The sequence below is a fragment of the Streptomyces sp. NPDC051561 genome, from assembly GCF_044454195.1.
Lineage (GTDB): Bacteria > Actinomycetota > Actinomycetes > Streptomycetales > Streptomycetaceae > Streptomyces.
The window spans coordinates 82,970-89,956 of the sequence record NZ_JBITDM010000028.1; the positions used below are offsets into that span (position 1 = coordinate 82,970).

Genomic DNA, 6,987 nt, shown 5'->3' on the forward strand with positions numbered 1-6,987 from the left:
CTCCAGACCCAGCCCCACCCGAACGCGGAGATCCGCAGCTCGACCCCATGATCGTTCTCGCCGATAACCGCTGTACCGATGTTCCCCGAGGCCGGTTTCGTGGACATGGCGCAGTGAGGCACGCGTACAACCTCGACGTCGGGCAGCGGCCGTAGGCGGTCTAGCTACGGCTGGTGGCACCGCCGCTCGTTGTCGGTGTTTCAGACGAAGGCTGTGGTTTGGAACTACTGCTTCGCAGCCCATACCGACAGCCGTTGCCTTCGCGGCGTTCTGGGCGGGGCGCAGGACGCTGAGCAGAACTGGGGTGGTACGGGCCGCATGGCCGGACTGTCCCAGAGGTGTTTGCTGCAGGCTTCGCAGGAGTTGTCGACAGAATTTCGAATACGTGTGGCTTCCTGGATTGCCACCGTGGTCAGGCGTAGTTGTTCGCGTTCGATTGCATGGCGGACCGCCAGGGCTTCTTCCTGTGGAAAGCACTCATCGAGCAGGTCGGGGTCAATGAAGCAGTAGTCGATGATCGCGGCCATCACTTCTGTTGCGGCGCCTTGGGCGACGGCCGCCTTGATCAGAAGGTCGCCTTCAAGTGCTGCGTGTGTGGCTTCGGCCTGTCCTGTGTGGACTTCGCGCCGTGTGAGTCCCCAGTCCCGGGCCATGTCGGTGAGTTCCTCTGGGTCCTGCTCTGGAAGATGGCTGGTGCAAAACGGGAGGAAGACATCGTTGATCGGATGGCGGCTGCACATCGGTGACCGGCAGAGCTCGTAGAGGAGATCCTGGTTCAGAATCAGTTCGAAGCGGCGGCCCTCGCACACCACGGTCGCGCTGCTGAGGTGCGTGTACAACTCCATCTGCAGGTTGCCCCGCATCTCCAGGCCAGACAGGGCTCCGGCGAGCGCGAGGACCGTACCGCAGGGAACGGGGCCGCCGATGAGGGTTGATTCGAACACCTGCGGACCAGGCCACGGTTCGTCATCGGGGTGGTAGTCCCCTTCGTGTACGAGCTCGAACGCTGGCAGCGTGGAACATTCGGCCAGAAGGCTTCGGAAGGGGAAAGTCTTCGGCGTCTGAGGGGTTGCGACTTCGCGGAGGAGCGTGGTGTATTTGCCGCCGGTCCTGCGTTGGGCTTCGCGGGCGTGCTTGGCGGCGGTGCTTTGACGACGTGGCACGAGAGGTCCGATTCCAGCGGGGCTACCCACGTTCGCCCGCCGATTCGAGACACGACGCGGGGGCGTGGGACCCGAAGGTCCTTGGCCGATCACCGATCCGACGACGTGGGCGTGGGATCTGCGGCGGGGGGCGTGCACGTCCAGCCGTGCGCACCGTAGCGCACGTCGCGAGCCAGACGGAGGTCTGCAAGCCTGGCGTCACCCGTCCGAGGGAGTCATGACTCGGCGCGACCGCGTTGACTGGCGAAGAGCGGGGTCAGGGCCAGGCCGCGGGAGGTCAGGCGGCGGGCGGCTGGCTGGACGGTGTGGCCTGGTCGGCGGGCTGGTCCAGCTGCTGCTGGCGGCGCCGCTGCTCGTTGCGATGCTCTTCGACGCGCTGAGTGAACTTCTTCAGTGCCTCGTCCTCCTGATCGGGCCCGTATTCGCTGTAGTGGCCGATGCCGAGCCGGACTGCGTTGGCTTCCTCTTCGATGGCGTCGGCGGTCTGCTGGAGGAAGTAGCTGCGCTCGCGGAACTTGTAGTAGCCGGTGAACATCGCGGCGATCGTGATGGCGAAGCTGATGGCGGTCAGGGTGACGCTCTGCCATGTCAGCTCCCTGCCTGTGTCCAGGGCCGCGATCGTGGTGGTCAGGGCTGAGCCGCTCATGATGAGGGTCTGCAGTCAGTTATGGATGCTCCGGTAGCGGAGGCTGTCGGCCTCGTACTGCTCCACCAGCAGTGCGACATCCTCCCTGTACACGCTGCGCTGCAGCTTCAGGGACGGTGGATGGGCCGCGTTGATGCCGCGTGCGGACAGCTTGAGAAGCGCTAGATCGTCCTCAAGATCGGCGATGGGTTCTGTTCTGCGTCGCCGGGCGTCAACTACGGCTCCCGTCACGCAAAGACAGCTCAACAGGGCGCAGAGAATGCCCGGGGCGAACAGAACCGCACGCGAGGTCGCCTGCCAGCTCCACACGGTCCAGACGATTCCTGCGGCCAAGGAGAGGCAGGCGACCAGTACGGCCACCCGTTGTACTCGGACTACTGAACTTGTTCTTTATCTTCCGCGCCCCGTCGCCACGGACGTTCGTTTTTCTCACGAGACTTGTTGAGCTCGCTGCCAGACGAAGTGTTGTCGCTCGCAGTGAAGATGGGACGAACCGCATCAACCGATGTTGTCGCCTATCAGCTTTCGCGCTCCGGCAAACCGGGCCAAGTGCCGGTAGAGGGGCGGTGCGGTCACGGTGACGAAGAGCGCGAACAGGGTGAACGGCAGCAACCCGAGGGGCCGGAGCAGGTAGTCCGGGTGCTGGGAAATCTGCGGCCAGTTGACGTAATAGTTGGCGGACACATCCACGACCATGACCGCGCCAGCCACGATCACGGCAATCGGTCGGAGTCGTACCAGCAGAACGACCACCAGGGGGTCGAGCACGACCAGGGCGACGAAGTAGAACCGGATGGGAGCCGGTGCAGGAGAGGAATAGCTGTTGTGGCCACCACCTGCCAGGTCCACGACGTGCATGGCGGTTCCCCAGAGGAAGCAGATGACATACACCGTCACTACGAACAGCATCCGTCGCCGCAGGTGAGGCGGTCTCGCATCGCTACCCTGGGCCATCGGACCTGTCGATGCTTGCTGCGTCATGCTGCCCCCGGTTGGTTGGCGGCACCCTACTTCACCTGGCGCAGCGCCTCTCGGGAAATCCTGCCAGCCCCCGGCAGGTCCGCCACGCATCGGCTGAGACCAGAACATTCCGGCTTCGAACGGCGTCTCGCACTGGGTCGCTCACCTGGGGATTCGCCGGACGTGGGGGCGGCCTTCGTCTGATCCTGTGCTCCGACCAAGGTGCACGTGACCACGACGAAGGCCGTGAGTATGAGTCTGCTGCCTGATGCTGTCCGGAGGGAAGCGTTCGCGGAAGCGTCACGCTTCCGGGGCGAGTTCTACGAGTGCCTGACCGCTCGGCGCGACGAGTTGTTCGAGTTGGTGGACGCGGTGTTGTGTGCGGACGGGGCGGTGAAGTCCCCGGTGGACTTGACGCTGCTGCCCGAGCACCGTCGTGGGCACGGAGCAATGTATGGCGGCCTGAACCACGGCCGGATCAACGTCGATCGGCTGCGAACGGTGCTGGCCGGGCTGTCGCTGCCTCGCTTCGACGGCGGACGCCTGGTCCTGGCGGTCAATGTGTCACCGTGGTTGCGGTCGGACGCGCCGTGCTCAGCCGATCGGCTGTTCTGCCACGTCTACGGCCGCGCGAAGACAGCCTCACAGTTCATCCCAGGCTGGCCCTACTCGTTCGTCGCCGTACTGGAGCCGGGCGCCACATCATGGACCGCGATTCTGGACGCGGTCCGGCTATTGGGATCATGTGGACAGGGGGAGGTGTGCTCATCAGCCACTACCGGCCCCGGACGTCCTGGAAGGGCGCTGTTGCCACGAACGAGCGGCGCAGAAATCAGCCTGCGATTGCAGCACTCCAAGCGGCCGTGATGCAGCCTTCCTCCCAGTGCCACCACCCTTGGGCTTCCCCGTGTTCCAACAGCTTCTTGATACGCGGGAGGTTCGCGTCCGGAGGGACGTCCAGCGCCACCATCTGAAACTGCTCGATCCCCTCACCGGTCGTCCCGAGGTCGTGGAAGATCTTGAGCACCTTCTGCCGGGCGGCGGTCGAGCCGCCGTCCTTCAGCACGATCAACCGGATCGTGCAGTTCTCCGAGGCCCGGACCGTCTCACCGGCCCAGCGGGCGCCTTCCTCGTCGACGTCCACGCGGATGATGTCATCGCTGGAAACTCCACGTACGAACCAGGGAGTGTTGTCAAGGCGGACCGTCCCATCACCGAGGTCCACCGCCCACAAACTCTCCACGCTCGCCGGCGGCCAGCCGTCCTCGTCCACTTCCATCCGGAAGTGCACCTTCACGTGCTCGTTGCTGATGCTCACTGCCGCCCCCCGATCCCACGCTGCCCTCTCGGCAGCGGCGGACACTGAGATGTCCATGACCGCCAGTGTGGCCACAGCCACTGACAACGCTTCATCCGGGGCAGGCAGTGATCTAGTCACACGCGGCTTCAGCACAGGCGTCCGGGCAACGATCGCGGTACTGAGGGGCAGCGATCTACACCAGGCTTGTTGGTTCGCTGGCCAGCCCTATTCAGGAACACCCCTTCGAACCTGAAAAGCACACAGTGACACGTCCTTGACGGAGTGAGATCAGAAGCTGTGCGACAGCCTCTCGCCTGCCCGACCCGTGTTCCCAAACCGCGAGGCGCCGGACCAGGGCGGCCACCCGGCGCCAAGAACAAGCACCGGGCACCCCGCTACGACGTCGGCAAGACCGTCAAACGCCCCGAGACCCTCAAGGCCATCGGCAAGCCAGGAAGATCCTGGTAGATAAAGAACAAGCTGAGTGTGCTTGCGCCAGCTTGCGTTCCAGCCGTGCGGTATCAAGCTGCAGCTGTCCCCAGTTCATCAACTGCTCCAGGGGGCTACCGTTGATTTTTGCTGTATCGCTACTGGAGTCATCGTCAAGGTTTCTTCTGACCTGCTCGTAGGCGATTTGCAGCCGCCGGGCGGCGTCGTCATTGATGTCTCTAGTCATGGCGGATCAGCGCGCGAACGCTTCGGTCAGGCTGATGCGGTAGCCGTCCTCTTCCATCAGCACGACGGTGACGCCGAACGGGTCGGGATGGTTCAGCTCGATGGGAGTGAAGGAGAAGTCCAGCGCGGCCTGGATCGGTGGCACCAGTTCGCATCCGGGCTGCGGCGCGGGGCCGGCCTCCAGTCCGGGGCGGCCGACGCCCAGCCCTCGGGGCTGCGGGAAAGGAGTTTCTCGTGGTACGGGAACTGGTGCAGGACGTGCCCGTTCGGGGTGGCGAGCACCATGTTCAGGCACGGCGCCGGTCCGCCGATCGGCAGTTCACAGGCGGTGGCGACGTCGTGGGTCTCCCAGGCGAGGACGACCTCGTCCGCGCCGGCCGCCGCAGCGATGTTCGACAGCTCTGCGATCCCGGCGAGCGCGTCCTGGCCGACATGGAGCGGGCGGCCCCAGATGAGTCCGACCAGTTCGCCGCGTACCACCGGCATCATGAGCGGGCGCGGCACCGCTCCTTCGCCCAGCGAGGCGGTGTACGTCTCCTTCACGACGCCGACCAGCCCATTCCACATCCGTGATTCCACGGGAGCCCCCTGCCGTTTACTGAGCCGATCACCGCACCCTGCCACGGGAGTTGAGGGCATGTCAGGTGGTTGATCAGCCGCGCCGGGTCCGCCGCCTGGCCGTCGGGATGCAGGGGCTCGCCCACCAGGCGCTCCCCGAGCCCTGCGTCGTGGACGAGGTGCCGAGCGAGCGGCCTGGCAGGGCGGAACGGCCTTCCTGCTCCCGCACAGCCTGTGCTCCGCTCAACGGCCAAGTGGGCCGGGCGGCCACTATTCGGGTCTGATCCGGTGGGCTTCGGGGAGGGGACCCTGCTGTGCCCGGGGCTATTGGGGGTGTTGGGCGCTGGGGTGCCGGGTGAGGTTGTAGCCGATTTCGAAAGTGTTGGCGGACATGCGGGTGTCGTTGATTTCGAGGATGGTGCCGTCGGGGCTGGTGGTGGTGCGGGTGATGCGCAGGAGCGGGACGCCTTTGGGGAGGTGGAGGCGGTCGGCTTCGGTGGGGGTGGGCATGCGGGCGCTGACGGCTTCTTCCCAGGAAAGAGGGGTGTGGCCCATCTGTTCGAGGAGGTCGTAGATGCCTCCGGGTCCGGTGTCGCGGTGGGCGAGCTGGGTGCCGCGGGCCAGGGAGGCGGGCAGGTAGCTGGTGGCGAGCTGGAGTGGGGTCTGGGTGGTGGCATCGCCCATAAGCCGGTCTCGTACCAGCACGTCCTGCTCTTTGCTGTCGGGGAGGTTGAGGAGGGTGGCGATGTCGCGGGGTGGGGGTGCCCAGGTGATGGTGGGTGGTTCGAGGGCGGTCCAGGGCTGGGCGGAGGCGTCGAAGTAGTAGCCGCGTTCGTCGCGGTGGACCTGGCGGCCGCGGGTGAGGCGTCGGCGGGCGGGGTGGGTGCGGACGACGGTTCCGCGGCGGCGGATGACGTCGACCAGGCCCTCGGCCTCGAGTTGGGCTATGGCCTCGCGGGCGGTCTGTTTGGCGACGTTGTACTGCTGGGTGAGGTCGGTGAGTTTCGGCAGGGTGCTTCCTGCGGGGTAGGTGCCGTCCTCGATGGCGGCGCGCAGTTCGGCGGCCATCTGCTGGTAGGCGGGGCTGCTCATCCGTACCTCCTGTTTCGCGCAGATTCGGACAACCGCATCCGATAGTCCTAGCTCTATTGACGGCTTATTGGGCGATGCCGAAGATAGTCCTAGTTCTAATGCACTGTCGGCGCTGTGGTCCATCCCGCCACCGGGACAGGTTCACCTGGTTCCGGTGCGCTCCGGCATCAAGCCGGCGGGACTACCTCGCTACGAGCCCTTCTTCATCCTCACCAGCCTCAACTGGGGTGATGCATGCTTCTCACCGTCGTACGCCATGCCGAGTCGATCGAGAACGCCACCAAACACACCAGCTTCTACCAGGACCCGCGTCCGTGGACCAGCCCCGCCGCACACGCTCTGTCCCGAGACCTCGTCGGCCTGACACCGCGCGGCTACCGCCAGTGCCAGTGGCTGCGCACCGCGCTCAAGGACCTCGCGGGCCGCGACCCGTACGTGTACTGCTCGCAGTACCGGCGGGCCCTGGACACCGTGGAGTCGGTACTGCCCGGCCGCCTGGTTGAGGTCACCGCCTTGCTGAACGAGCAGCACTACGGCGACGCCACGTACATGACCAAGCGGCAGCTGTTCGCGACCTGGCCCGCGTGCGCGGA

Annotated in this window: 10 protein-coding genes and 2 pseudogenes; 3 read left to right on the forward strand and 9 right to left on the reverse strand. The window is 65.6% G+C overall.

The window, feature by feature from the left end:
• Window positions 1–224 precede the first annotated feature (224 nt).
• The 4 genes from ACIA73_RS37080 to ACIA73_RS37095 all read right to left on the reverse strand — a co-directional run bounded on the left by ACIA73_RS37080 (window position 225) and on the right by ACIA73_RS37095 (window position 2,706).
• Window positions 225–1,163, reverse strand: coding sequence for a hypothetical protein (locus tag ACIA73_RS37080; RefSeq protein ID WP_399443377.1), 939 nt, complete (start codon window positions 1,161–1,163; stop codon window positions 225–227).
• Between the two features lie 277 nt (window positions 1,164–1,440).
• Complete coding sequence (locus tag ACIA73_RS37085) at window positions 1,441–1,824, reverse strand: SLATT domain-containing protein (RefSeq protein WP_399443388.1); 384 nt, start codon at window positions 1,822–1,824, stop codon at window positions 1,441–1,443.
• The gene (locus ACIA73_RS37090) at window positions 1,825–2,169 is read right to left on the reverse strand and encodes a hypothetical protein (protein WP_399443378.1); all 345 of its coding nucleotides are present in this window, start codon (window positions 2,167–2,169) and stop codon (window positions 1,825–1,827) included.
• A 138-nt stretch (window positions 2,170–2,307) separates the two neighbouring features.
• Window positions 2,308–2,706, reverse strand: coding sequence for a hypothetical protein (locus tag ACIA73_RS37095; protein ID WP_399443379.1), 399 nt, complete (start codon window positions 2,704–2,706; stop codon window positions 2,308–2,310).
• Between the two features lie 315 nt (window positions 2,707–3,021).
• Here ACIA73_RS37095 and ACIA73_RS37100 point away from each other — a divergent pair.
• Window positions 3,022–3,508: pseudogene (locus tag ACIA73_RS37100) on the forward strand (transposase); the annotation flags it as partial.
• Window positions 3,509–3,601: 93 nt separating this feature from the next.
• Here ACIA73_RS37100 and ACIA73_RS37105 read toward each other — a convergent pair.
• Window positions 3,602–4,144, reverse strand: a complete 543-nt coding sequence (locus ACIA73_RS37105) for a DUF4265 domain-containing protein (RefSeq protein ID WP_399443380.1) — start codon at window positions 4,142–4,144, stop codon at window positions 3,602–3,604.
• Between the two features lie 164 nt (window positions 4,145–4,308).
• On the opposite strand from ACIA73_RS37105, the pseudogene ACIA73_RS37110 reads away from it, so the two are divergent.
• A pseudogene (locus tag ACIA73_RS37110) lies at window positions 4,309–4,537 on the forward strand (transposase); the annotation flags it as partial.
• Here the strand turns inward: ACIA73_RS37110 and ACIA73_RS37115 are convergent.
• From ACIA73_RS37115 to ACIA73_RS37130, 4 genes are all read right to left on the reverse strand, one after another.
• Window positions 4,503–4,745 carry a hypothetical protein gene (locus ACIA73_RS37115; RefSeq protein ID WP_399443381.1) on the reverse strand — a complete coding sequence of 81 codons (243 nt, stop codon included), beginning with the start codon at window positions 4,743–4,745 and terminating at the stop codon, window positions 4,503–4,505. The pseudogene ACIA73_RS37110 and the gene ACIA73_RS37115 overlap by 35 nt on opposite strands.
• 6 nt (window positions 4,746–4,751) lie before the next feature.
• Window positions 4,752–4,889: a hypothetical protein gene (locus tag ACIA73_RS37120; RefSeq protein ID WP_399443382.1), complete on the reverse strand. Its 138-nt coding sequence runs from the start codon at window positions 4,887–4,889 to the stop codon at window positions 4,752–4,754.
• The gene (locus ACIA73_RS37125; RefSeq protein WP_399443383.1) at window positions 4,838–5,323 is read right to left on the reverse strand and encodes a hypothetical protein; all 486 of its coding nucleotides are present in this window, start codon (window positions 5,321–5,323) and stop codon (window positions 4,838–4,840) included. The genes ACIA73_RS37120 and ACIA73_RS37125 overlap by 52 nt, the downstream gene beginning before the upstream one ends.
• A gap of 303 nt (window positions 5,324–5,626) precedes the next feature.
• Window positions 5,627–6,394 carry a GntR family transcriptional regulator gene (locus ACIA73_RS37130; protein WP_399443384.1) on the reverse strand — a complete coding sequence of 256 codons (768 nt, stop codon included), beginning with the start codon at window positions 6,392–6,394 and terminating at the stop codon, window positions 5,627–5,629.
• A 234-nt stretch (window positions 6,395–6,628) separates the two neighbouring features.
• Here ACIA73_RS37130 and ACIA73_RS37135 point away from each other — a divergent pair.
• Window positions 6,629–6,987: histidine phosphatase family protein (locus tag ACIA73_RS37135; protein WP_399443385.1), on the forward strand; the 359-nt coding region annotated here is incomplete at its 3' end.

What these genes read in the sequence shown, in the direction of transcription:
- ACIA73_RS37105 (WP_399443380.1), bottom strand. Translation starts at nt 4,144, where the DNA reads ATGGACATCTCAGTGTCCGCCGCTGCCGAGAGGGCAGCGTGGGATCGG.
- ACIA73_RS37115 (WP_399443381.1), bottom strand. Translation starts at nt 4,745, where the DNA reads ATGACTAGAGACATCAATGACGACGCCGCCCGGCGGCTGCAAATCGCC.
- ACIA73_RS37130 (WP_399443384.1), bottom strand. Translation starts at nt 6,394, where the DNA reads ATGAGCAGCCCCGCCTACCAGCAGATGGCCGCCGAACTGCGCGCCGCC.